Source organism: Kitasatospora sp. NBC_00070 (assembly GCF_045041205.1).
In the GTDB taxonomy this organism is placed as follows: Bacteria; Actinomycetota; Actinomycetes; order Streptomycetales; family Streptomycetaceae; genus Kitasatospora.
On sequence record NZ_CP108247.1, the window covers coordinates 3,196,710 to 3,217,764 of the forward strand.

The 21,055-nt window shown below is 69.7% G+C and carries 21 protein-coding genes; 9 read left to right on the forward strand and 12 right to left on the reverse strand.

All coding sequences use genetic code 11. The features are described 5' to 3' along the window. The first annotated feature begins 1,206 nt into the window (after window positions 1-1,206). A protein-coding gene (locus tag OHV05_RS14715) for an IS5 family transposase (protein ID WP_405018050.1) occupies window positions 1,207-2,024 on the forward strand; the annotation gives its coding sequence in 2 pieces (ribosomal slippage) (window positions 1,207-1,564 and window positions 1,564-2,024; 819 coding nt in all). A 259-nt stretch (window positions 2,025-2,283) separates the two neighbouring features. Continuing rightward, window positions 2,284-2,583 carry a DUF6342 family protein gene (locus tag OHV05_RS14720; protein ID WP_405018051.1) on the forward strand — a complete coding sequence of 100 codons (300 nt, stop codon included), beginning with the start codon at window positions 2,284-2,286 and terminating at the stop codon, window positions 2,581-2,583. Between the two features lie 34 nt (window positions 2,584-2,617). Here the strand turns inward: OHV05_RS14720 and OHV05_RS14725 are convergent. Both OHV05_RS14725 and OHV05_RS14730 read right to left on the reverse strand, forming a co-directional pair. Then, window positions 2,618-3,408, reverse strand: a protein-coding gene (locus OHV05_RS14725) for an IS5 family transposase (RefSeq protein ID WP_405018052.1) whose coding sequence is annotated in 2 segments (ribosomal slippage) — window positions 2,618-3,093 and window positions 3,093-3,408 — 792 coding nt in all. Because the reading frame shifts where the segments join, the coding sequence is not laid out codon by codon here. Window positions 3,409-3,981: 573 nt separating this feature from the next. Next, entirely contained in the window at window positions 3,982-4,239 is a 258-nt protein-coding gene (locus tag OHV05_RS14730; RefSeq protein WP_405018053.1) for a hypothetical protein, read from the reverse strand. Window positions 4,240-4,508: 269 nt separating this feature from the next. Between OHV05_RS14730 and OHV05_RS14735 the strand changes: the two genes are divergently transcribed. Continuing rightward, complete coding sequence (locus OHV05_RS14735; protein ID WP_405018054.1) at window positions 4,509-6,371, forward strand: NAD-binding protein; 1,863 nt, start codon at window positions 4,509-4,511, stop codon at window positions 6,369-6,371. Between the two features lie 165 nt (window positions 6,372-6,536). Here the strand turns inward: OHV05_RS14735 and OHV05_RS14740 are convergent, their stop codons facing one another. The 7 genes from OHV05_RS14740 to OHV05_RS14770 all read right to left on the reverse strand — a co-directional run bounded on the left by OHV05_RS14740 (window position 6,537) and on the right by OHV05_RS14770 (window position 11,005). Next, on the reverse strand, window positions 6,537-6,821 hold the full coding sequence (locus OHV05_RS14740) for a hypothetical protein (protein WP_405018055.1): 285 nt from the start codon (window positions 6,819-6,821) through the stop codon (window positions 6,537-6,539). A gap of 428 nt (window positions 6,822-7,249) precedes the next feature. Then, a complete protein-coding gene (locus OHV05_RS14745; RefSeq protein ID WP_405018056.1) occupies window positions 7,250-8,104 on the reverse strand; it encodes a universal stress protein in 855 nt (284 codons plus the stop codon). Continuing rightward, window positions 8,101-8,592: a hypothetical protein gene (locus OHV05_RS14750; protein WP_405018057.1), complete on the reverse strand. Its 492-nt coding sequence runs from the start codon at window positions 8,590-8,592 to the stop codon at window positions 8,101-8,103. The genes OHV05_RS14745 and OHV05_RS14750 overlap by 4 nt, the downstream gene beginning before the upstream one ends. After that, a complete protein-coding gene (locus OHV05_RS14755; protein WP_405018058.1) occupies window positions 8,589-9,293 on the reverse strand; it encodes a PRC-barrel domain-containing protein in 705 nt (234 codons plus the stop codon). The genes OHV05_RS14750 and OHV05_RS14755 overlap by 4 nt, the downstream gene beginning before the upstream one ends. Before the next feature lie 13 nt (window positions 9,294-9,306). Further along, the gene (locus OHV05_RS14760) at window positions 9,307-9,654 is read right to left on the reverse strand and encodes a hypothetical protein (protein WP_405018059.1); all 348 of its coding nucleotides are present in this window, start codon (window positions 9,652-9,654) and stop codon (window positions 9,307-9,309) included. Between the two features lie 225 nt (window positions 9,655-9,879). Continuing rightward, window positions 9,880-10,278, reverse strand: a complete 399-nt coding sequence (locus tag OHV05_RS14765) for an STAS domain-containing protein (RefSeq protein WP_405018060.1) — start codon at window positions 10,276-10,278, stop codon at window positions 9,880-9,882. 214 nt (window positions 10,279-10,492) lie between these two features. Then, window positions 10,493-11,005, reverse strand: a complete 513-nt coding sequence (locus OHV05_RS14770; protein WP_405018061.1) for a MarR family winged helix-turn-helix transcriptional regulator — start codon at window positions 11,003-11,005, stop codon at window positions 10,493-10,495. A gap of 395 nt (window positions 11,006-11,400) precedes the next feature. Between OHV05_RS14770 and OHV05_RS14775 the strand changes: the two genes are divergently transcribed. Next, a complete protein-coding gene (locus tag OHV05_RS14775) occupies window positions 11,401-11,829 on the forward strand; it encodes an STAS domain-containing protein (RefSeq protein ID WP_405018062.1) in 429 nt (142 codons plus the stop codon). Between the two features lie 55 nt (window positions 11,830-11,884). On the opposite strand, the gene OHV05_RS14780 is transcribed toward OHV05_RS14775, so the two are convergent. Together OHV05_RS14780 and OHV05_RS14785 are read right to left on the reverse strand one after the other, a co-directional pair. Then, complete coding sequence (locus OHV05_RS14780; protein ID WP_405018063.1) at window positions 11,885-12,229, reverse strand: YciI family protein; 345 nt, start codon at window positions 12,227-12,229, stop codon at window positions 11,885-11,887. Between the two features lie 48 nt (window positions 12,230-12,277). After that, window positions 12,278-13,342 (reverse strand): PP2C family protein-serine/threonine phosphatase, encoded by a 1,065-nt coding sequence (locus OHV05_RS14785; protein WP_405021468.1) that lies wholly within the window; start codon window positions 13,340-13,342, stop codon window positions 12,278-12,280. Between the two features lie 222 nt (window positions 13,343-13,564). Between OHV05_RS14785 and OHV05_RS14790 the strand changes: the two genes are divergently transcribed. The 4 genes from OHV05_RS14790 (at window position 13,565) to OHV05_RS14805 (ending at window position 17,738) form a co-directional block, all read left to right on the forward strand. After that, entirely contained in the window at window positions 13,565-14,866 is a 1,302-nt protein-coding gene (locus OHV05_RS14790; protein WP_405018064.1) for a cation:proton antiporter, read from the forward strand. 2 nt (window positions 14,867-14,868) lie between these two features. Further along, window positions 14,869-15,342, forward strand: a complete 474-nt coding sequence (locus OHV05_RS14795) for a CBS domain-containing protein (RefSeq protein WP_405018065.1) — start codon at window positions 14,869-14,871, stop codon at window positions 15,340-15,342. Next, window positions 15,339-16,640: an ArsB/NhaD family transporter gene (locus tag OHV05_RS14800; RefSeq protein ID WP_405018066.1), complete on the forward strand. Its 1,302-nt coding sequence runs from the start codon at window positions 15,339-15,341 to the stop codon at window positions 16,638-16,640. The genes OHV05_RS14795 and OHV05_RS14800 overlap by 4 nt, the downstream gene beginning before the upstream one ends. Before the next feature lie 915 nt (window positions 16,641-17,555). Beyond that, window positions 17,556-17,738, forward strand: coding sequence for a hypothetical protein (locus OHV05_RS14805; RefSeq protein ID WP_405018067.1), 183 nt, complete (start codon window positions 17,556-17,558; stop codon window positions 17,736-17,738). Window positions 17,739-18,023: 285 nt separating this feature from the next. On the opposite strand, the gene OHV05_RS14810 is transcribed toward OHV05_RS14805, so the two are convergent. Beyond that, window positions 18,024-19,889 carry a chloride channel protein gene (locus OHV05_RS14810; protein ID WP_405018068.1) on the reverse strand — a complete coding sequence of 622 codons (1,866 nt, stop codon included), beginning with the start codon at window positions 19,887-19,889 and terminating at the stop codon, window positions 18,024-18,026. Between the two features lie 325 nt (window positions 19,890-20,214). On the opposite strand from OHV05_RS14810, the gene OHV05_RS14815 reads away from it, so the two are divergent. Continuing rightward, window positions 20,215-20,901, forward strand: a complete 687-nt coding sequence (locus tag OHV05_RS14815) for a DUF3105 domain-containing protein (protein WP_405018069.1) — start codon at window positions 20,215-20,217, stop codon at window positions 20,899-20,901. Window positions 20,902-21,055 lie beyond the last annotated feature (154 nt).

The window sequence follows — 21,055 nt, forward strand, 5'->3', positions numbered from 1 at the left end:
CTCTGGTGACCACTTCTGGGCACGACGACAGAGCCCTCCTCCGTCGGCTGCACCCGCCATTCACGGCCCCATGATCGACTCTGATGTGTGCCGAATGTGTGCTGGAACCGCCGAGCAGGACCTGAGGCGCCGCTGAACTACAGAAATGCCATTAGCCCAAACAGGTGAGTCCCCGCCCGCATAGGCGGGACTCACCCAGCCGCAGCCCGAACACCAAGAAGGCCGCCGACCTGCATATTCGCGCAGGTCAGCGGCCTTCGACGGTCATGAGCATCGCTTTCCAGGGCGCCATGTCATACCCAGATCAGGTGTCCGATATGCCCTGAAAAAATGTCCGATTTGGGGCCCCCTGTCGGATTCGAACCGACGACCTTCGCTTTACAAGTTTTCTCCGAGCAAGCCGCTGACCTGCATAAATGCGCCTATCGGGGTGCCTGACCTGCGGAAGTCGCTCTCGGTAGCTCTCCCAGCCTCCCGCCGCTTCTCGCCCTCATGTGTGCCGATTCCGTGCTGCGAAGCGGCCCGCTCGCCCCATGCCCAGGCCACCCTCGACCGCCCGCCACCCAGCCCCTTGGCGACCTACCGACGCCCCAAGCCCACTCACCCTACGAGCACCGGCCAGGGCTGCCATCGCTGAACATCCACAAGTCCCGGGCCGCCCTCCCCCATCACACCCGTCACGGATCGTGACCCGAGCAGCCGACTGGGCACTTCGACTCCATCCCCGACCAGTTCGCCAAATTGCTTCTTGCTCGAATATCTGCGTCACCCATCGCACTCTCTGCGTACTGTTCGCTAAGATTCGGCTCAACGTCACCGATCTCCCTTTCCTCGACCTCTGTAACACGAGCGAGGCGCTTTTTGCCGCGACTGGTTCATCGAAGGCCAAGTCGACGGAGGTACTCAACAGCCAGGCCAGGAGATAATTCTGGCAAGCAACTGGCCTAGGGCCGGGACGAGGCTGGGACCACATGGACTCCCCTGGAAGCTTACCCGTCGAGCTCATTCAGAAATGTCACCTGCTCCCGGCCTATCAACTGGACTATCCCCCCGAGAAGGGCACTCGGCCGCAATGGCGAGGCCATAAATACCGACGACACCGCCCGCACCACTCGCTTCCACTTCTGGCCTGGCAAGGGGGACGGTTACACCGACTAAGAGCGTGTCTCATGTGGGGGTTGGACGACCTGCGGCATGATGGGGCTTATGGGGGTTGATCTGTCTCATCGGCTGGTGCCAGATGGTCTGTGGGAGCTGGCGAGGCCGCTGATCCCGTCGTTCGCGTCCCGCCGTCAAGGTGGTGGGACGGCGGGGCTGGAGGACCGGGCGGTGTTCACCGCTGTGGTCTACGTTCTGACGTCCGGCTGTGCCTGGCGGCATCTGCCGCCGACGTTCGGCGTTTCGCCGGCCACCGCGCACAGGCGGTTCGCTGCATGGTCGAAGGCCGGGGTGTGGGTACGGCTGCACCGTGCGGTGTTGGACGAGCTCGGGGCGCGTGGTGAGGTGGACTGGACGTCGGCGATCATCGACGCTGCCTCGGTCCGCGCGAAAAAGGGGGCACGCTGACCGGGCGCAATCCGGTCGATCGGGGCAAGAAAGGCAGCAAACTCCATGTCCTGAGCGATGCCCGGGGTCTGCCGTTGGCCGTCGGCGTCTCAGGTGCCAACGTCCACGACAGTCAGGCCCTCAAGCCCCTGATCCGTGGCCTGCCGGCGGTGAGGTCACGCCGCGGACCCCGTCGGCGACGCCCGGACAAGCTCCGCGGCGACAAGGCCTACCACTCCGCCGACACACTCACCTGGCTGCGACAGCGCGGCATCACACCCCGCATCGCCCGCCCAGGAGTCGACACCTCGGAGCGGCTCGGCCGCCACCGATGGAAGATCGAACGCAGCATCGCCTGGCTCTTCGGCTATCGCAGACTGACCGTCAGATACGAACGGAAGGGCTCCCACTTTGCCGCCTTCCTCGGCCTCGCGGCAGCCCTGACCTGCCACAAGAAGCTCGCCAAGATATCCACATGAGACACGCTCTAAGTCCCGACGCGCACACCCGCGCCCCGGCTTCAAGAACGCCATTCAGGCCGCCGCGATCAAATACGGACACCCTCCCCGGAAGGGCATCCCCTACACAGGTCTCCTGCATAGGCTCCTCATGCGGTCGGGGGTATTCCGTATCCCCGTCTGGCATCTTGCCGATCGTGGGCGGGGCCCGTCGGGCTGGACGGCCATATGCCGTAGCCCAGGCGACGGGAACGTCCTACCCAATTGGAGGGGAACTCTCATGCCTGACATCGACCTTGGCTTGGCATCGGACTGGCAGGACGGCGACTGGCACGGCCGCGTCAAGCTCGTGCAGAACCGGACGTACCCCACTTCGCCCAAGAAGGACGTGGCCGTCACCTCGCCGAACAGCATCGAGATCGAGATCAACACGGACAATTCCACGTCGGGGGAGGCGAAGCACGTATTCTTCACAGCGCACGTCGGAAGCACGAAGAAGGTCATCGCCGTACTCGACTGGCAGGGCAACCTGCGCATCGCCGGGAAGCTGACCACGGACCAGACGAACCTGGGCTACTGATCGTTCTGACGGTCACTTAGAGCCCGTAACACGATCACGGGGTCTGCTTGTTGAGCCTTCGCCAGCAGATGAGAGTGCAGGCGAGTGAGATGAGTGAGTCGTGGAGGTCGAGGCGGCGTTCCCAGCGGGTGGCGAGGCGCTTGAACTGATGGAGCAGGGCGAAGGTCTGCTCCACCACGTAGCGGAGCCTGCCCAGGCCGCGGATGTCGGGTTCGCCGCGCCGGGAGATGACGGGCAGGATCCGACGGCAGGTCAGCTCGCGGCGGACGTGGCGGCTGTCGTAACCCTTGTCTCCAAGAAGGGACTTGGGCCTCTTGCGGGGCCGGCCGGGTCGGCCCGCGACGGGTGGCACGCCGTCCACCAGGGCAAGGGTCTGGGTGATGTCGGGGACATTGCCGCCGGTCGTGATGACCTTGAGCGGGGTGCCGTTGCCGTCGCAGATCAGGTGGTGCTTGCTGCCCGATTTGCCGCGGTCGACCGGCGACGGGCCAACCCCGGCACCCCCCTTTTCGCCCGCACGTGGGAGGCGTCCACGCAGGCGCGCGTCCAGTCGATCCGCCCGGCCGCATTCAACTCGGCGAGCAGTATGCGGTGGACCTGGTCGAAGACGCCGGCCTCCGTCCACCGGCACAGGCGGCGCCAGCACGTCTGGCCCGAGCCGAAGCCCAACTCGGGCGGCAGCTGCTGCCAGGTGATGCCGGTGAACAGCACGAACAGGATGCCCTGCAGACACAAGCGGTCGTCCACCGGCCGAGGGCCCGGCGACCGCTCGGGCCAGGGCGGCAGGACCGGCCCAATCAGCGCCCACAGCTCGTCATCGACCATCCAGGGTGCACTCACACACCGCCAACGGACGAATCGTCACACCGGACACGGCCCACCAGCCCACAACCACAAGATCCTGTTACCGGTTCTTACGAGGTGGAGCGCCGGGTCCAAGGACCTGCCAGGGGATGACCATGGTGTCTCAGGTTTCTCCTGGTGGATCGAACTAGCCTGGATCGCCAGAGGTGGAGCCGATCGGCTCCACCTCTGGCGAAAGGGTGCGGCGAGCGTCCGCAGGACCGCGGGCCCTGCCTCAGCCGTGCTTTGGGGGGGCAAAGCCCTCACCCAAGGATGACCAGATGACCGTGGAGACGTTCGGACTGGACCGACGTCCGTGGATGCTGCCGATGGCCGTGATGAGTGTGGTCCCGGTGGTCGCCACCCTGGCGGGCTCCGGCTTCGCGCTGCTGCCCTTCTACACGGCCGGCCCAGCTCTCGCGGCGGCGAGGGGAAGCACGGCCACCGTACTGGGCACGGGCATCGTCTCCGTCGGACTCTGCCTGGGCGGTGCTCTGATGGACGGGCTCCTGGGGCACACCAGGTTGCTGATCGCGCTCGGCGGGATCATCGTCGTCACCGGCGCCGCCTGTTACGTGAGCGCTGTACGCCACCCGCGACCACACCGGCGAGTTCTACCCCGACCTGGTCGAGGGCATCCGCGCCCACCCTGACCCCGACCGCGCCCTCGAAGAACTGCGCGCCGACGTCGAGCACCACACCGGCGGCGTCAACGACGACGACTCCGCCCTCCTGCTCCTCCACTACACACACCACCACCGTGCCCTGATGCCACAGGCGCCGACTGCCCGATCCCCGCACCGGGCTACCCATCTTCGATCCCTACTCAGATCTGCTCCAACGCTGTGTTCAGAGAGGGAGTGGCCTGTTTTCTGATGCATGCATGACCAGGATGACCAGCCTGAACGCGCCCGGTCCGGAGCTGCGATCCGACGCCACGTTACGAGGGCACCGCTCTTAGTCGTGGCCAGGTCGCGCGGCGCTTGGGCCGACTGCACTATGACGGTCCGTCAACAGTTGTGGATTCTAGGCTCATTGGTGTTCCGGGTGCGACTCGTGGGCGTCAGACTGGCGTGATGGTCATGATCCCAACTGCCCGTGAGGGTGGCCCCGATGATGTGCCGGTGCCGGGCGGGCACATGGTGGTGTGCGGTGACGACGCGTTGGCGTACCGGCTGACAGTGGAGCTGGCGTCGCTGTACGGCCGGCGGGTGACGGTGGTGCTGCCTTCGCTGGAGCGCGGTCACGGCCCCAGGCTGGCCGCGCTTGAGGCCGATGGCCGGTGGTCGGTCACGGTGCGGGAGGCGCCGGTGCTGGACGACGCCGCACTGGAGGCCGCCGGGGTGCGGGAGGCGGTGGCGCTGGCGCTGACCTCGGGGGATGACCAGGTCAACATCCATGCCGCGTTGCGGGCAAGGCGGTTGAACCCGACGGTCCGCCTGGCGGTACGCGTCTTCAACCGCAGGCTGGGAGTGCGGGTGGAGCAGTTGCTCGACCGGGCGGCGCTGGCCCGGGACCCCGGCCTGTCGGCGGCGGCGCTGGAGGCGTCCACCACGGTGCTGTCGGCGTCGGCGACGGCCGCCCCGGCGATGGTGGCGGCCGCGGTGTCCGGCCGCAGTCATGTACTGCAGGTCGACGGGCGGTTGCTGCGGCTGGCCGAGACGGCGGCGGGCGCGGAGCCGTTGCCGGGTCAGATCGCGGTCCTGGCCGTGCCGGGCACCGGCCCGGGTGCGGGCGATCCGCCGGATCTGCTGCTGCCCGACCCCGCTGCCGTTCCACCCGGAGGCGCCCGGCTGGTGCTGGAACTGCTCGGCTCCGACCAGCCACCGCGGCGCCCGCGCCGGCTGCCCGGTCTGGCCGGGCTTCCGCTCGGTTCGCTGTTCGCTTCGCGCCTGCGCTGGGCGCTGGGTGCCCTGGGCGCGCTGGTGCTCCTGTTCGCGGGCCTGACGTGGTGGGTGACCGGGAGCAGTCCGCAGTACGCGGCCTGGCTCGCCCTGCTGGACGTGCTCGGCATCGCCGACCCGGCGGAGGGGGCGGTGCGGGGCCGCAAGATGCTGCAGGTCCTCTCCGCGATCAGTGGGATGCTGCTGATGCCGCTGCTGATCGCCGTCGCGCTGGAGGTACTGGGTACGTTCCGCACCTACTCGGTCCTGCGCCGGCCGCCGCGCCGCCTGGAGGACCACACGGTGCTGGTGGGTCTTGGTCGGGTCGGCAGCCGGGTGCTGGAGCGGTTGTGGGAGATGGACGTGCCGGTGGTCTGCGTCGAGAAGGACCCTTCGGCGCTCGGCGTCGCGCAGGCCCGCGCCTACGGCGTCCCGGTGGTGATCGGGGACGCCACCCAGGACGGCGTGCTGGAAGCCGCGCGGATCACCCGCGCCCAGGCCCTGGTCTGCCTCACCAGCGACGACAGCACCAACGTCGAGGCCGCCCTCTACGCCCGGGAGTGCCACCCGGACATCCGCGCCGTGCTGCGCCTGTTCGACGACGACTTCGCCAACGACGTCTACCGGGCCCTCAAGGACTCCTATCCTTCGGCCGTCACCCGCAGTCGCAGCGTCTCCTTCCTCGCCGCGCCGTCCTTCGCCTCGGCCATGATGGGCCGTCAGGTGATCGGTGCCGTCGCCGTCGGCCGCGAGGTGGTCCTGGTCGTCGCGGTCGACGTGGCCGCCAACGCGCACCTGGACGGCCGTACCGTCGAGCAGGCCCACCGCCCGGGCGCCTGGCACATCCTGGCCGTCGACCTCGCCGAACCCGCCGACCGCACCCCGGACCTGGCCCACTCCGACTCCACCGCCACGGAACTGCTGTGGAACCCGCCGCCCAACCGCCTCCTGGTGCGAGGAGACCTGGTCGTCCTGGCCGCCACCCGCGAGGGCCTCGGCCGGCTCCTGACTCCCCAGCCGCTCGGGCACCCCGGCACGCCCCAATCCGCCCAAGGCGCCTGAGAGACCATCACACCGCGGCGTCCATGGGACACCTGGCGCTGACACAACCGGGTGCACCAGTCACCGACGCTCGGGGGCTATGGCTGCTTGTCGCCGCGGTGGCCGTAGATCAGCACGTGTTAGGTTCCCCTTGCGCAGAGGGCGGCGAGGCGAAGCGGCGACAGGTCAGGGCTGTTCGATGTGTCCGAGCAGCCAGGCCAGAGCCAGGGCTGCACCCGACGCGAAGTAGCGGGCACCCAGATCGAGCTTCCAGTCGTGCAACTGTCTTAGGGCGGCCCGGTTCTCCTCGGCAAGCTCGGCGCGCCCGGGTGCCCCCGGTCCCGTCGACACCTCGGTGACCGGCGTCAGGGCGCGCCTGCCGGTCGCCCATTGGAAAACGGCGAGCGTGCCCATCGAAGCCTCGTCGAGTGGTGCGCTGCCGAGCAGGATGCGGGCGACGGCAGTCTCCACTTCCTCGGACGTCCGGACGCCGACCCCGGTCGCTCCCGGCTCCTGGGGTCCGGCCATCCTGTCCGCGACAGCCCCCGTCATTGCGCGCCTTCCTCCCCGGCCCCGCGTTGGGGGCCCGTCGACCGACTTGACCCGTGCGTGTCCTGGGCACCCCACGCGGCGGGGATGTCGCACGGTGTCCGCCGGCCGACCCCCACCCTGCACGCACGTGTGGGGGCGGGCGGCGGGATCGAGGCTCCATGCAGTACCAGCAATTGCATTATGCAAAGAATGCTCCCGGGTTGCCAGTCCAGGCGCGAACGGCCCTGCCCGCGCTCCGCCGTTCGGAGTGGAGAGGGGCGCCATGGTCAAGGGCTGCCCGAGGCTCGTTCACCGTCTCGCGCTGCCGACAGGGGTGGCCCCGGACGGCCGACGGAGCCCGCTGGTGATCATTGTCGGGGAACGACGGTGACGGGGCAGTGCGCGTGGTGGAGCAGGTGGGCTGAGACCGATCCGAGCAGGACACGGGTGAGTGGATTGCGTTGGTGGGTGCCGACCACCAGCAGCCCCGCGTCGTGGGACGCTTCGACGAGGGCGGCAGCTGCGTTGGTGCGAAGGGCCTCGGTGCTGGTGCGAAGGCCAGGGCGGAGCTCCTGCCAGCGGTGGGCTTCTTGGTCGAGGATCTGCTGCGCGGCATGGAGGAGACCGGCTTGGTCGCTCTGCCCGGGTGGCGCCATGCCCAGTGGCAGGGCCTGGGGGTGGGATTCGGCGTGGACGAGGTGCAGGGGCACGTCGCGGAGCAGCGCTTCTTCGGCGGCGAATTCCAGCGCGGCCTGGTCCTCCTCGGGCCGATCGACGCCGACCACGACACGCCAGGGGGCCGGCGGTTCGCCTTGCACGACCGTGACTGGGCAGTTTGCGTGGGTGGCGACCTGCATCGAGACGGATCCCACCACCAGACGCGCGAAGCCTCCGCTGCCGCGACGGCCCAGCACGATCAGTGCGCATTCGGGCGACCGGTCCACGAGTCCAGCGGCGGGGGCGCCTGGGTCGGCCACGGTTCGTGCCTTCACCTGTGGGAATTCGTTGCGGACAAGGGCCATGTAGGGCTTGAGGACGGTCTCGGCGACTGTGAACAGGTCTCCGGCTGCGTCCGGGGTTGACGTGTGCCGGCCCAGGGCGTGGTGCAGGTGCAGTGGCGCGCCGCGTAGCGCTGCCTCTCGGGCGGCGAAGCGGACGACCGATTCGGCCTCGGGTCCCGGGTCGATGCCCACCAGGACCTGGGGTGCCTCTGACGGTTTCATGACGGCTCTCCGTTGGCCGGACGGGCCGTGCCGTGCCGTGCGCGCCCCGTCGTTTTCGTGGTCGGTGCCGGCTCGGTCACCACGACGGCGAACGGACCGACACTGACAATCTGTGGTCCCGGTACCTGGTAGCCCGCTGTCGTGAGCCAGTCGAGCAGGCCGGTGTCGGGGGCGAAGGCGGCATCGTTGATGTGGCCGAGCTGGTGTCCCTCCTCGGTCAGCACCACTTTCCCTATCAGGCTCACTCCTGCCGGAGCGGTGTCGTCGGGTTCGCGCAGGGCGGTGTCCGGCTTGCTCATCACCGCGTCGGGTCCGCACGCGTGGACCTGTGTCCAGGGGAGAAGTCGGGTGCCCCGTCGGGTGTGCACGCTGAACGCCACCACCCGAGCCGGGCCCTCCACGACCTGCATGCCGGTGATCCGGCCCAGGGTCTTGGCGGTGTCGGACGCGATGACGGGGTGCCTGCGCGTTGTACTGAACAGCATCATGGGACCCGCGTGGTCGGCGGCCCGGCGGATGCGAGCGCCCGGACCGCTGCGGGGAAAGCGGCAAGTTCGCTGGCGGCGAGCCGCAGTCCGCTTCCGGAGAGGACGACCGTGCGAGCGGAGGCGGCCAGCGGGCCCCTGACAGGCACAAGCATGGTCTTGGGCGGGGCCACGATCCGCACCTCGAACCCGCTCACCGTGGCGGATCCCGCTTTGACGTCGAGCAGGACATCGGCGACCCTGCCCACCTGGTGCCCGTCGTCCGCGACGGCCCGAGCCCCCACCACGTTGTCCTTCGGAGTGTCCTCGGGGGCGGGGATCAGAACCTCAGGTCCGCGGATCATCACGGCGTCGGAGCCGAGGGCGTACACCGCCTCCCATGGCAGGGTGACCCGCAGTGGCCTGGCCAGCAGACCTCGGTCCACCAGTGCGAGCCTGGTCACCCGGCCGCTCGCGGCATCGAACACAACGTCCTTGACACGCCCCACTGCAACGCCTGCCGATGTCACCACGGTCATACCCGCCAGTGCGCCGGCCATCATCACCTCACCCGTGACCGCACCCGGTCCGGAGCCGTCCGCAGCGCCGGGGGAAGGCGTGTGATCGGCGACAACCCCGCCTCTCCTCCAGGCCCGGCCCACTGACACGGTCCATGCGAGTATGAGCGCGATCACCGCCGCGAGCAGCCAGATCCACCACGTCATCGCTACCGCCTCCTCATCGCTCCGTACGTCGGCCGGAGGACCCTCGCGCGTGCCACCAGGTCCGGCAGCGCCCGCACAGCATCGCCAGGGTCGGCACCCACAGCACGCAGCAGTACCCGAAGGCCGAGCCCTTACCGGTGTCGCCGGCCAGGAGGGCAAGCCACAGCGATGCCAGCACCAGTGCGCTCAGCACGGGGGCCGGTGCCCTGGTCATCAAGCCTGTCAGCCGCTCTCTGACGGTGGCCGGGGCGACTCGCATGGTGGCCAGTTCGGCGAGCAGGACACGGTCCCCGCCGAGCTCATTCTCGATCTCGGCCAGGATGCGCTGCTCCCGCACGGAGAGCGGAGGTCCGTCCGTCATGGTTTCGTCTCCCACATGACGCCTTCCCGGCCTGCCGGGGGTTACTCCACGGTCAGGTGCCGAGTATCGGGTCCGTGCCCGACGGCGGGACTGGGCGCTGTGGTCACTGCGGCCGCCACTGGACAGGCCGATCTTGCTCCTGCCATGTCGGCCCGAGTTACAGCCGCGCCGGTGCCTTGCGCGTAACCGGCGCTCTCCAGGTGTCTTCTTGACCGTCCGGAAGGGTTACCGCTGTTTGGTGTCGCGGTAGGTCAGTACGTTGTCGAGGCCGGCGTGGTGGAGCGCGAAGCGGACCTGGGGGCTGGCGTCGAGGATGACGAGTTGCGCCCCGGTCTCCCGGGCGGCGCGCACCGCGGCGAACAACGCCTTGCTGCCGCTGCTGCTGACACGGGGTACGCGTGAGACGTCGATCTCGATGCAGGTCGTCTCTCCCCTGAGAGCCTTCAGGACGCGGTGGGCGACCCTGGGTGCATTGTGCGCGTCGATGTCGCCCTTCAGCCGTACGAGGACGGTTGTGGGATCGTGCCCTGCCAGCCGCCGGACACTGCGCCGCACGGCGTTGCGGCATCCGCGGGCGGCCCGGTGCACCGACGAGAGGGCGGAGCGCTGGACGGGGGCGTTCACCGCGCGCTCCGCTCGGTACTCAGCGGGGCGGGGTGATGTGTCTGAGTCATGGTGGCGGCTCCTGGGCGCGGCGGACTGTCACGCCGACCAGGCTTCCCGGCTCACCGTCACTCATCGTAGCCCTGCGGGCGCCGGCCGGCGAGGAAGGTGGCGCCGACGCGCGGACGCCGGGCTGTCCTGTCTGCCGCCAGCGGAGGAAGAGGACTGTCGTGGGTTACCAGCCGAGCAGGTCCAGCTGGCGGTGCGGGGCGGGCGGTTCGCCTCCGGCGTCGGCGAACGCGCGCAGCGCCTCGATCAATCCGGCCCGGCGGCCGGGTGGCATCGAGGCGACGATCCTCGCGATTTCCTCGCGTCGCCGGTCGGTCGCAGCGGTGACGGTGTGCGCGCCTTGCGGTGTGAGGGCGATGAGTACCTCGCGGCGGTCGTGCTCGCCGGGCTGGCGGGTGACCATACCGACGGTGACCAGCCTTTCGATCATCCGCAGCGCGGTCGAGGGGTTGACGGCCAGGTATTCGGCGAGGCGCGACATGCTCATCTCGCCGCGGGTTTGCAGTACGACGAGCATCCGGAACTGGGGCAGTGTCAGTGTTTCGGCGACCGTCCCGAGGGATCTCGCCGAGATCGCCACCAGTACCCGGGAAGCGGTGAGGACCGCCGAGACAAGGTCCTCCTCCACCCCGGCTGACGCGGCCGGGCAGGTGGATGGCGTGGGGCGGTCGTCGGACATGTGTCCTTTTTACATCCTGGACGGGGAGCGCGCGCACATCTTTCGCGCCCCGGGGACTGGAACCCCCGACGCTTTCCTTGCATAATGCAAAGAACTTGTTGTGCGTTCCTTCACACAGCTGCCTGCCGCACAGGCGGCCTCTGCCGGGGACCGGACAGCGAGATGTGTGGTCCCGCCGGGCGCAAACCCCGCCGCCGGGCGGGGACCACCGCACAGCAGCCGGGGCACGGCAGGACCGTTCACAGCCTTCCGCGCCCCGGCTCGCAACGGTCCGGAGAACCGTTCCTGCCCCTGAAGCCCACGGCCAAACCCGCTCCGGCCGAAAGCCGTCCACGGGGCACTCGTGTGCCCACGGTCTGCGCGTTCCCCCACGGCCTGGGCGCGAAAGGCACCCTGTGAGCACAGCCCACGTCACCTACGGCCAGCGCAACGGCTGGACGATGGTCCACGTCAGCGGTGATCTCGACCTCGCGGGTGTCTCGGCGGTCCGCGAACGGCTGCTGCGCTTCATCTGGGAGGGATGCCGCCATCTCGTGGTGGATCTCAGCTCCCTCAACTTCTGCGACTCCAGCGGCTTCGCGGTCCTGGTCGCCGCCCGCCGTCACATGGCCGCCCGCCACGGCCACCTGCGCCTTGCCCTGCCCGCCCCCGGCACGCAGGTCCGCTCGGCCCTGACGGTCTTCGGCACCGACCGGGTCTTCGACGTCTACGAGAATCCCGCCGACGCCGTCGCCAGCCTCGCCGCCACCCGGCCCGCCGCGCCCCGCCAGCGCGCCCGTGAGGCGAGGCCCGCGCTGGGAGCCATACCCGCACAACGGCGCTGAATACGGCCGGTCGGGCGGCCCTCCCCGCGAGCCCAAAACCGCCGCCCGGCCGAGTTCAGCCGGCCCTGACGCGGCGCCGCAGACGGGGGCGCAGACGGCTCTCGTCGACATCCACCACGCTCGCCAGCAGCGGCGTGACCCGGCCCGGATCGACGGTCAGCACTGTGTAGCGGGCCGCGCCGGCCCGCACGAGGGGGTCGTCCAGGACGAGGCGCTCCGCCTGCTCGCGGGAGATTCCCACCGCCAGTGCGACCGCGCCCCGGCCGGGCGCCACACAGCTTCCCGACAGCAGGAAGGTGCCGACCCGGTGGTGTGACTCCAGGAACTCGGCATGGCCGGCCGCGTGCGCCTGAACCTCGCTCTCGCCTTGCGTGAACTCCAGCAACAGCACGTGAAGCATGACCCTCCAACGGTCAGAACGTGACTACGGGACTGAGGACGGCGCCGCTCAGCCGTCTTCCCGGTCGCGGTAGCGCAGCAGCAGCATCGCCGCGTCGTCGCCCAGCGGTCCCGCGACGTGGGCCACCAGATCCCGCCGCAGTGCCTCAAGGGCTGCATCCGGGTCCTCCTCCTCCAGCAGAAAGGCCCGCTGTGCCAGCGGGTAGAACTCCCCGTCCGCGTCGCGAGCCTCGGCAACCCCGTCGGTGTAGAGGAGCATCTGGTCGCCCGGGGCGAGTACCACCTGGTGGCCGACCGGGCCATCGGGGCCCAGGGAGGCGAGTCCGAGCGGTGGCGCGTGCACGGGCGGCTCCGCGAACCGGACAGGCTGACCCCGGCGGATCAGCAGCGGCGCGGGGTGGCCGTAGTTGAGCAGTGTGAGCGTGTGGTCGGCGTCCACCTCCGCCAGCACGGCGGTGACGAACTCCTCTCCCTCCAGCCGCCGGTTGAGGGCCCGCTCCAGCCGGCGCCCCACCGCTTCAAGGTCCTCCTCGTCCGGTGCCGCCTCGCGGAAGGCGCCCAGGACGACGGCTGCGGTCTCCACCGCCTCAAGTCCCTTGCCCTGGACATCGCCGATGATCACCCGGGTGGTGCCCGACGGTGTCGCGACCACTTCGTACAGGTCCCCGCCGATACGGGCCGCCGCGGCCGCCGACGTGTAGGAGACAGCCACCCGCATCCGCCCGGCCCGGCGGGGCACGGGGCGCAGCAGGACCCGCTGGGCGGCTTCGGCGACGTGGCGGATGTCGGCGAGCTCGCGTTCGAACCGGCCGCGCACCAGGGCCGCGAGCGCCGCGGCGCCCGTTGCCCCGGCAACCGACGCCAGGGCGACGACCGCGCGCCTGGTATCCAGCAGAGCGTCGTACCAGGCCACCGACAGGCACAGCACGAACGCCAGTACCCCCACCAGCAGGGCCCGGCGGACGCTTCCCGCCACGCAGGCGAACGCCGGCCCCAGCGAGAAGAGGGCCAGGAAGCCGACCTCCGGTCCGGCCAGCACGTCCACGGCCGCGACCGCCGCCATCGCGCCGAACGGCAGCCCTTCGAGCAGTGGCCCACGTGCCAGCCTCGGCATCTTCACCCAGTCCTCCAGCAGGGCGTCGGTGGATCAGCCCCGACTACACCTTTGCACTGTGCAATCCTTCTCGGCAAGAGTTGCCGCAGACCACGCCCACGATCTCCGGTTCGTCAAAAGTCCGTATGGAAGCCGTAAGAGTCGTATAAAGTTCGGGATTGGAGTGCCGGGAAGCCTGGTCGGCGAACAAGGGACACATCTCTTCTTCGCCAGGGGGCTCGTATGGTGCTCATCGCTGTTTTCGGGGCCGCGCTGCTCATCGCGGTCCTCGTCTCGGGGCTGGCGGCCCGCTCCGTCCTGTCTACCTCGCTGCTGTTCCTGGTGGCGGGTGCGCTGGTCAGTGACGGCTTCCTCGGGCTGATCCACATCGCCCCCAACGACCCGATCGTGGTGATGACCGCCGATCTGGCGCTGTTCACCGTGCTGTTCACCGACGGCATGCACGTCTCCTTCCCCGCCCTGCGCGGCGCCTGGCGCAACCCCGCCCGGGCGCTCGGCATCGGCATGCCGCTGGCTTTCGCTGGAATGGCACTGGTCACGCACTTCCTGGTCGGACTCGACTGGACCACCTCGCTGCTGGTCGGCGCGGTCCTCGCCCCCACCGACCCGGTGTTCGCCTCGGCGATCGTGGGCCGCAAGGAAGTCCCCGTCCGGCTGCGGCAGTTGCTGAACGTCGAGTCCGGCCTCAACGACGGACTCGCCCTGCCCGTCGTGCTCGTGCTGATCGCCGCAGCCGGCCCCACCTCACCCACCGCCGAGTCCTCCCTCGGCCTGATCGGCCTGGAACTGGTCGGGGGCCTGGCACTCGGCATCGCGCTGCCGCTGCTGGTGAACCTGCTGGTGCGGGTGCCGCTGCTCGGCGCGGAAGCCAAACTGCAGCCGCTCCTGCCGCTCGCCACCGGCGTCATCCTCTACGCCGCCTGCCACCTCACCGGTGCCAACCCCTACCTCGCCGCGTTCTCCGCCGGCGCCGTCCTCGCCTCGCTCTCGCCGGAGTCCAAGCACTCCTTCGAACCGCTCGGCGAAGCCCTCGCGGAGCTGAGCAAATTCGCCGCCCTCCTCGTCTTCGGCGCACTGCTCACCCCGCAGCTGTTCGGCGACCTGCCGGTAGGCGGGTACGTCGCGGTGGTGCTGGCGATCGTCCTGATCCGCCCCGCCTCGCTCCTGGTCTCCCTGCTCCGCTCCCGGATCGACCGCCGTGAGCAGCTGGTCGCCGCGTGGTTCGGCCCCAAGGGCTTCGCCTCCGTCGTCTACGGGCTGCTCGTCCTGCAGGCCGGCATCCCGCAGGGCGAGCAGGCGTACACGCTGATCGCGGTGTGCATCGCCTTCTCCATCGCCCTGCACTCCAGCTCCGACGTCCCCGTCGCCCGGCTGTTCCGTGTCGCCGACCTGGCCGCCATCCCCGACGACCACGATGAGAACACCGAGCCGGACACCCCGGAACAGGCGGCAGCCCGACAGGCTGACGCCGTCCCGGCCCAGCGGGGTATCGAGACGCTGCCCACCGTGACGAAGGAGAACTGACGATGCGCGCACGCGACCTCGCCGAGTCCTATCCCACCGTTGGCCTGGACGACCTGGCACTGGACGCGGCCCGGCTGCTGGCCGAGCACCGACTGCCCGGGATCCTGGTCCTCGACGGCCCCGGCACACCCGTGGCGATCCTGCCCGCCTCCCAGCTGGTCCGCCTGCTCGTGCCCGGCTACGTGTGGGAGGACCCGACACTGGCCGCGGTCATCGACGAGGCCCACGCCGACCGGCTCTGCGACGCCCTGGAGGGCGTGCGAGTCCGCGACTGCCTCCCCAAGGACGCCCCGGCCCCCGCCATCGCGGACGCCGACGACACCGCAGTCGAGATCGCCGCCCTCATGGCCCGCACCCGCAGCCCGCTGGCCGCTGTGGTGGAGCACCCGACAAGCCATCGCACCGCAGGCAGTGGGCACCTTCTCGGTGTTGTCACCGCCTCCCACCTGCTCCACCGACTCCTGGGGAACCCGTGAACAACTGGCAAGCCTGGGCCGCGCTCGCGGTGTTCGCCGCCGCCTACGTCCTGATCATCACCGAATGGGTCCACCGGGTCGCAGCCGCCCTCGGCGGCGCCGCCCTGATGCTCGCGCTCCGTGCCACCGACGACGAGTCCGCGTTCTTCTCCACCGGCTCCGGCATCGACTGGAACGTCATCTTCCTGCTCATGGGCATGATGATGATCGTCGGAGTCCTGCGCCGCACCGGTCTGTTCGAGTACCTGGCGATCTGGGCCGTCAAACGCGGCAGGGCCCGGCCCTTCCGGGTGATGGCGATGCTGATGGTCATCACCGCTGTCGCCTCTGCACTGCTGGACAACGTCACGACCGTGCTGCTGGTCGCCCCGGTCACTCTGCTGGTGTGCGAGCGCCTGGCGTTGAAGGCGGCGCCGTTCCTGATCGCCGAAGTGCTGGCCTCGAACGTGGGTGGGATAGCGACCCTGGTCGGCGACCCGCCGAACATCATCATCGCCAGCCGCGCCGGGCTGACCTTCAACGACTTCCTCGTCCACCTCGCCCCGCTCGCCGTCGTCCTCACCGCCGTACTCGTGGCGATGTGCCGGTTCATGTTCCGCCGCTTCTTCGTCTACGACGAGGACCGCGCCGCCGAGGTCATGTCCCTCAACGAACGCGAAGCCATCCACGACCCGCGCCTGCTCGTCCAGGGCCTGGCCGTCCTCGCCCTGGTCATCGCCGGGTTCGTGCTCCACCCGGTGGTGCACTACGCCCCGTCCGTGGTCGCGCTCCTCGGCGCCGGCGTGCTGGTCGCCGTCTCCAAGGTCGAGGTCAAGGACGTCCTCGGCGAGGTCGAGTGGCCCACCCTGGCCTTCTTCGCCGGCCTGTTCATCATGGTCGGTGCCCTCATCGAGACCGGCGTCATCGGCACTGTCTCGCGCGCCCTGGCTGATGCCACCGGCGGCAACGCACTCACCTCCGTCATGACCCTGCTCGGCGCCTCCGCCGTCCTGTCCGCCATCGTCGACAACATCCCCTACGTCGCCACCATGGCCCCCATCACCGCCGACCTCGTCCACACCGTCGGCGAACCCCACGGCACCACCCTGTGGTGGGCACTCGCCCTCGGGGCGGACCTCGGCGGCAACGCCACCGCCATCGGGGCCTCCGCCAACGTCGTCGTCCTCGGCATCGCCGAACGCAACCGCACCCCCATCACGTTCTGGACCTTCACCCGCTACGGCATCCCCGTCACCATCGTCACCATCGCCATCTCCGCCCTCTACCTCTGGCTCCGCTACTTCGCCCTCGCCGCCTGAACGAGTGACCCGGCACACGGGACAGGCGCGCGCTGGGACGCGGCCGGGGCTGGGAAGCCGCACACGCGTGAAGCGCTGCCTCACGTGCGGTCCGGCTGGTTCAGCGCCGGTGGGTGACGGCAGCGCACTTTCTTTGCATAATGCAATGGTGGATCCGACGCCCGGCGCCATCCGCTATGTCCTGCGTCGTCTTGGTTCGGTCCAGCCGAACCAAGACGAGTCCACCTGTCCGCCGCCTGGCCGCCTCTGGGCGCTCCCTCGCCTCGGGAGCCCCGCCAGGTCCTGCCGCTACGGCCGGAGCATCTCGTCGGCCGGTCGGCATTCACCCCTCCCTGCCTCAGCCTCCTGCCTTCCCCGGAGAACACCGTGTACCCATCCCCCTGGGACGATCCACGCGAAGCCCGATTCATCCGGGACTGTCTCGGTGCCGGGATACCACTTGCCGAGGCCGAGGCGATGCTCGCCGCCCACCGAGGGCTGAGAGCGCCGCACCAAGCGGGGCCCGAGGTTTCGGATGATTCGTGCGCAGCCCGGCCCCCAGGCACCTGACCTGCTCCTTGGCCATCAGGTCGGCGGGCGCCGCCGTACAGAACCGGTCTGGAAACACTCGATGAACGCTCCAACGGGCACCAGCGGCGCTGTCCCACGCCGCCTTCGCACTGCATCGCCCGACCGTGGGCGATGACTTCGCCGTCGGGTCACCAGCCGCGCGCCCGCCTGGCCGGCGACACGGACAAGCAGCCTTGACCTCGTTGATGCCGTCCCGGCGCGGCGGTACTCGATGAGTCTGATCCTGGTCCTCGGACGGGCGTCGCCGGGATCCGGAGAGACGGGCTCCCCCGTCGGTCCGGCACCCGGCGCGCGTGACGAGCGCGCCGCGACGACCACCCTGGCTAGGGTGTCCTCGTGACTTGGATGAGGAAGACGCACGCCGCGGAGAACAACGACCGGGGACTGTCCGCACGGGCATTCGCCGCGCTCATGCTCGGTGCGTTCACCGTCGTGGCAGCGTGCGCGCTGCTGGGCGGTTGGGCCGGGCTGATCGGCATTGTCGTGACCGTCGTCGCCCTCGTTGCGTTCGCCGCCGCCCGCCTGTAGGCCAGGGGAATCTGTGCACCCTCCCTCCACACGGTGAGTCCCACCGGATCTCGCGCGTGACCGTCCAGGACCCGCCGCTGCTCGATCACCGAGGCATCATCCGTACCCGGCCACGTGGCCGGATGCTCGGCTGTCGGCGCCGGCCCTCCGCCGGGGCCTCCGGAGCCCGGCATCCACAAGAGCTTCGCCGGTCCGCCCCGGTGGAACCTGTGCTGTCCCGTCACCTGGGAGTCGTCGCAGGCCGGTTCCCGCTCCAGCCCGGGCCGGATGGGGCGGAGCCCGTCGTCAGCTTGCCTGGGAGGGCTTCGCCCGGGCGTTGTGGAGTGCGGCGAGGACACTTTGGTGGGTGAGCCAGCCGACGAGGAGGACGCGATCGGGGTCGAGGACCGGCAGGCCCGCCTCTTCGGTGTCCATCAGGGCGCCCAGAGCCGCCGGGAGATCGGTCTCGGTGGTGACGACAGCGGGGCGGTGGGTGATGACCGCGACGGTGGCGTTGGCGGTGCTGTCGTCGGTGAGAGTCTCGGCTGCCCGGCGGGCCGTTGCGGTTCCGAGGTAGGCGCCCCTTTCCGTGATCACGGGCAGGACGCCGTGGGGAGAGACGGCCAGGACATCGGCGGCCTTGCCGAGCGGTGTGGTCTCGGTGAGTACTTCCGGAAGGGGTTCCATGGCAGCGACGACGGTGAGGCCGGTGAAGGCCGCCCCCGCGGGGGCCTCGTCGAGGTCGATCCCGCGGCGGCGCAGTTTCATGGTGTAGATCGTGTCGCGGCTCAGGGCGCGGCTGGTGAGGGTGGCAAGGACGATAGCCGCCATCAGCGGCAGGATGATCGAGTATTCGCCGGTGAGCTCGAAAAGGATGATGACTGCGGTGATGGGGGCTCGGGCTGCCCCGGCGAAGACGGCGCCCATGCCGATCAGCCCGTAGGCGCCGACCGGGCCGGCTGTGCCGGGGAACAGGTGGACGGCCGCCGTGCCGAAGGCCGCGCCGAGCATCGCACCCATGAACAGGGACGGAGCGAAGACCCCGCCCGAGCCGCCGATGCCGATGGTCAGACTCGTCGCGACGATCTTCCCGACCAGGAGCACGAGGAGGAAGCCGATGGCGTACTCGCCGTTGACGGCGTTCTCCAGTACCGGGTAGCCGACGCCGTACATCTGGGGCAGAGCGAGCAGCAGCAGGCCCAGCGCCAGGCCGCCGACGGCCGGGCGGGCCCATTCGGGACCCCGCCACACGAAGTCACAGGCGTCCTCGATCTTGTAGAGGACCCGGGCGAAGCCGATGCCGACGACGCCGGCGAGGACACCGAGGAGAGCGAAGAGCAGGTACTGGCCGAGGTGGTGCACCCCGAAGGCCGGCAGTTGGAGAAACGGCGTGTCACCGAACGCCGCGCGCCCGATCACGGAGGCGACCACCGAGGCGAGGACGACCATGCCGAAGGAATCGGCGGTGAAGTCCCGCAGGATCAGCTCCATCGCGAAGAACACCCCGGCCAGCGGCGCGTTGAAGGTGGCCGCGATGCCGCCCGCGGCCCCGCACGCGACGAGCACCTTGACCCGGTCCTCGGCGACCCGGACCACCTGCCCCAGGGAGGAGCCCAGGGCGGATCCGATCTGGACGATAGGTCCCTCCCTGCCCACCGATCCACCACCACCGATGGTCAGCGCAGACGCGAGGGACTTGACGAGCGCGACCTGCGGGGCGATCCGCCCACCTCGACGGGCGACGGCGTACATCACCTCCGGCACGCCGTGGCCGCGCGCCTCACGGGCGAAACGCTGCACCAGCGGGCCGTACAGCAGGCCGGCGACCACAGGTGCGAGCACCACGAACCACGCTCCCAGCCAGGGGACATAGGGGTTGGGGGCGCGCCCCGCGTCCGAGTAGTCACTGTGCCCGGAAAAGAGCAGGGTGAACGTCCTGATCAGCCACCGGAAGGCGATCGCACTGCCCCCGGCGCCCGCGCCGACCAGCAGAGCAAGCAGGAGGAGGCCGCTCTTGGTCTCACGCAGGGAGGCCAGCGCGCCGGCCAGCCCCCGGCGGACACGCGGTCCCGCGGCGGCGCGCAGAGGGGAAAGCGGAGAAGGTGTCGCTTCGGCTCCAGTCACCTTTGCATTATGCAAAATATGGCGCCGTGCCGTCCGTCGACTCCCCATGCCGGGACGGGGCCCAGTGCAGTCCGCATGCAGCAGAGCACGTGCCCCGTCCCGCTGCTGCACTTCGCACCGTCCGATCGGCGGGGTGCTCGACGAGGGCCGCGAAGTCGAAATGTCCCGGGTCGCAGGGCCTTTCGGCCCGCCTGGGCGGAGAGGTAGCATCCATTCGTTGCACAGGGCAAAGATCTGGCTGTGGGGCGCCTCGGCGTGCGAGCGGCGCATTGCGCGGCACCCGCAGGGGAGGGCGCCAGGTGCGCCCCCGCAGCCTCCGACGCGCACGGCTTCCAGAGCCGCAGTACAGACAAGGATGACCTCGATGGGGTCCATGTCCGGCAAGCCCGGCCGCCAGACCGGTCCCGGTCCCACCTCGGCCGACGGCAGCTCCGGCCGCGCAGGCGCCCACCGCCGCGCCCGCATCGCCGAACTGCGGGCCCAGGAACAGCGCCTTCGGCGCCGCAATCAGAGGATCGTGTTCGCACTGGTCACCGCTGTCGTCCTCGGCGCGGGCGGGGCGGGCGCGTATGCCGTCAAGCGGAGCTCGGATGAGCACAAGGCCAGGGCAGCCGCCGCTCAGGCACCGATACAAGGCGTGAAGACCTTCGGAGCGTTCACCCGGAACCATGTGACGACGCCCGTCAAGTACACCCAGACCCCGCCGGTCGGCGGTGACCACGACCCGGTGTGGGTGCCGTGTATGGGAAACGTCTACGACCAGCCGGTCCACAACGAGAACGCGGTCCACTCCCTGGAGCACGGTGCTGTTTGGGTCACCTACAACAGCAAGGCAACGGCTGCCGACATCGCATCGCTCGCCGAGCGGGTCGAGGTCACGCCGTACACGTTCCTGAGCCCCTACCCCGACGAGCCCGGCACCATAACGCTCAGCGCCTGGAGCACGCAGCTCATCGTGGACAGTGCCACCGACCCTCGCATCGGTGAGTTCCTCACCAAGTACATCCAGGGACCCCAAACCCAGGAACCTGGCGCCTCGTGCAGCCCCGGAGCGATGTAGCAGCAGGTCATCGCCGCAGAGCTGCCGTCGGGGGGCTCGCGACGAAATGGCTGCGGATGCTCCGGCGGTCCTGACGAACAGGTGCGCCAGCGCTCCTTTGGGTCTGCTCTTGAGTCCGGCGCGTCGTCGACCAGCCGGCAGAGGAGGATGAGAA

What these genes read in the sequence shown, in the direction of transcription:
- OHV05_RS14720 (WP_405018051.1), top strand. Translation starts at nt 2,284, where the DNA reads ATGCCTGACATCGACCTTGGCTTGGCATCGGACTGGCAGGACGGCGAC.
- OHV05_RS14755 (WP_405018058.1), bottom strand. Translation starts at nt 9,293, where the DNA reads ATGACGTGGTGGATCTGGCTGCTCGCGGCGGTGATCGCGCTCATACTC.
- OHV05_RS14770 (WP_405018061.1), bottom strand. Translation starts at nt 11,005, where the DNA reads ATGTCCGACGACCGCCCCACGCCATCCACCTGCCCGGCCGCGTCAGCC.
- OHV05_RS14790 (WP_405018064.1), top strand. Translation starts at nt 13,565, where the DNA reads ATGGTGCTCATCGCTGTTTTCGGGGCCGCGCTGCTCATCGCGGTCCTC.
- OHV05_RS14750 (WP_405018057.1), bottom strand. Translation starts at nt 8,592, where the DNA reads ATGATGCTGTTCAGTACAACGCGCAGGCACCCCGTCATCGCGTCCGAC.
- OHV05_RS14735 (WP_405018054.1), top strand. Translation starts at nt 4,509, where the DNA reads ATGATCCCAACTGCCCGTGAGGGTGGCCCCGATGATGTGCCGGTGCCG.
- OHV05_RS14810 (WP_405018068.1), bottom strand. Translation starts at nt 19,889, where the DNA reads ATGGGGAGTCGACGGACGGCACGGCGCCATATTTTGCATAATGCAAAG.
- OHV05_RS14780 (WP_405018063.1), bottom strand. Translation starts at nt 12,229, where the DNA reads ATGCTTCACGTGCTGTTGCTGGAGTTCACGCAAGGCGAGAGCGAGGTT.
- OHV05_RS14805 (WP_405018067.1), top strand. Translation starts at nt 17,556, where the DNA reads ATGAGGAAGACGCACGCCGCGGAGAACAACGACCGGGGACTGTCCGCA.
- OHV05_RS14730 (WP_405018053.1), bottom strand. Translation starts at nt 4,239, where the DNA reads ATGGGTAGCCCGGTGCGGGGATCGGGCAGTCGGCGCCTGTGGCATCAG.
- OHV05_RS14785 (WP_405021468.1), bottom strand. Translation starts at nt 13,342, where the DNA reads ATGCCGAGGCTGGCACGTGGGCCACTGCTCGAAGGGCTGCCGTTCGGC.
- OHV05_RS14745 (WP_405018056.1), bottom strand. Translation starts at nt 8,104, where the DNA reads ATGAAACCGTCAGAGGCACCCCAGGTCCTGGTGGGCATCGACCCGGGA.
- OHV05_RS14815 (WP_405018069.1), top strand. Translation starts at nt 20,215, where the DNA reads ATGTCCGGCAAGCCCGGCCGCCAGACCGGTCCCGGTCCCACCTCGGCC.
- OHV05_RS14760 (WP_405018059.1), bottom strand. Translation starts at nt 9,654, where the DNA reads ATGACGGACGGACCTCCGCTCTCCGTGCGGGAGCAGCGCATCCTGGCC.
- OHV05_RS14795 (WP_405018065.1), top strand. Translation starts at nt 14,869, where the DNA reads ATGCGCGCACGCGACCTCGCCGAGTCCTATCCCACCGTTGGCCTGGAC.